1 protein-coding gene is annotated in these 564 nt (G+C 66.8%); it reads left to right on the top strand.

Annotation, left to right across the window (positions count from 1 at the left end):
* Positions 1-564 (top strand): NAD(P)(+) transhydrogenase (Re/Si-specific) subunit beta (locus AC1DY5_RS58115; protein WP_478123112.1); only part of this gene is annotated, 564 nt, incomplete at both ends.

The following is a 564-nucleotide window of genomic DNA, read 5'->3' as shown; positions in this document are numbered from 1 at the left end:
CGCCCGAAGGGGCGGCCATCATCGACGGCTTCCTGCGCTACGCCATTCCGGCGGGCAACCGGCTGGAACTGTTCCTGGGCGCGGCCATCGGCGCGATCACCTTCAGCGGCTCGGTGATTGCCTTCGGCAAGCTCTCKGGCAAGTACAAGTTCCGCCTGTTCCAGGGCGCGCCGGTGCAGTTCAAGGGCCAGCACATGCTGAACCTGGTGCTGGGCCTCTTGACCATYGGGCTCGGCCTCCTGTACATGGCSACCGAGAGCTGGGCMGCCTTCCTCGCGATGGTGCTGCTGGCGTTTGTCATGGGCGTGCTGATCATCATCCCGATCGGCGGCCCCGACATGCCGGTGGTGGTGTCGATGCTCAACAGCTACTCGGGCTGGGCGGCCGCGGGCATCGGCTTCAGCCTGAACAACGCGATGCTGATCGTGGCGGGCTCGCTGGTGGGCTCCTCGGGTGCGATCCTGAGCTACATCATGTGCAAGGCGATGAACCGCTCGTTCTTCAACGTGATCCTGGGCGGCTTCGGCGGCGAGGCGGCCACGGCGGCCACCGGCGCCCAGGAGC

Source organism: Variovorax sp. P4_D9, from assembly GCF_056401695.1.
The sequence above is the reverse complement of the archived record's forward strand: the minus strand, read 5'-3'. Positions and strand labels throughout refer to the sequence as shown.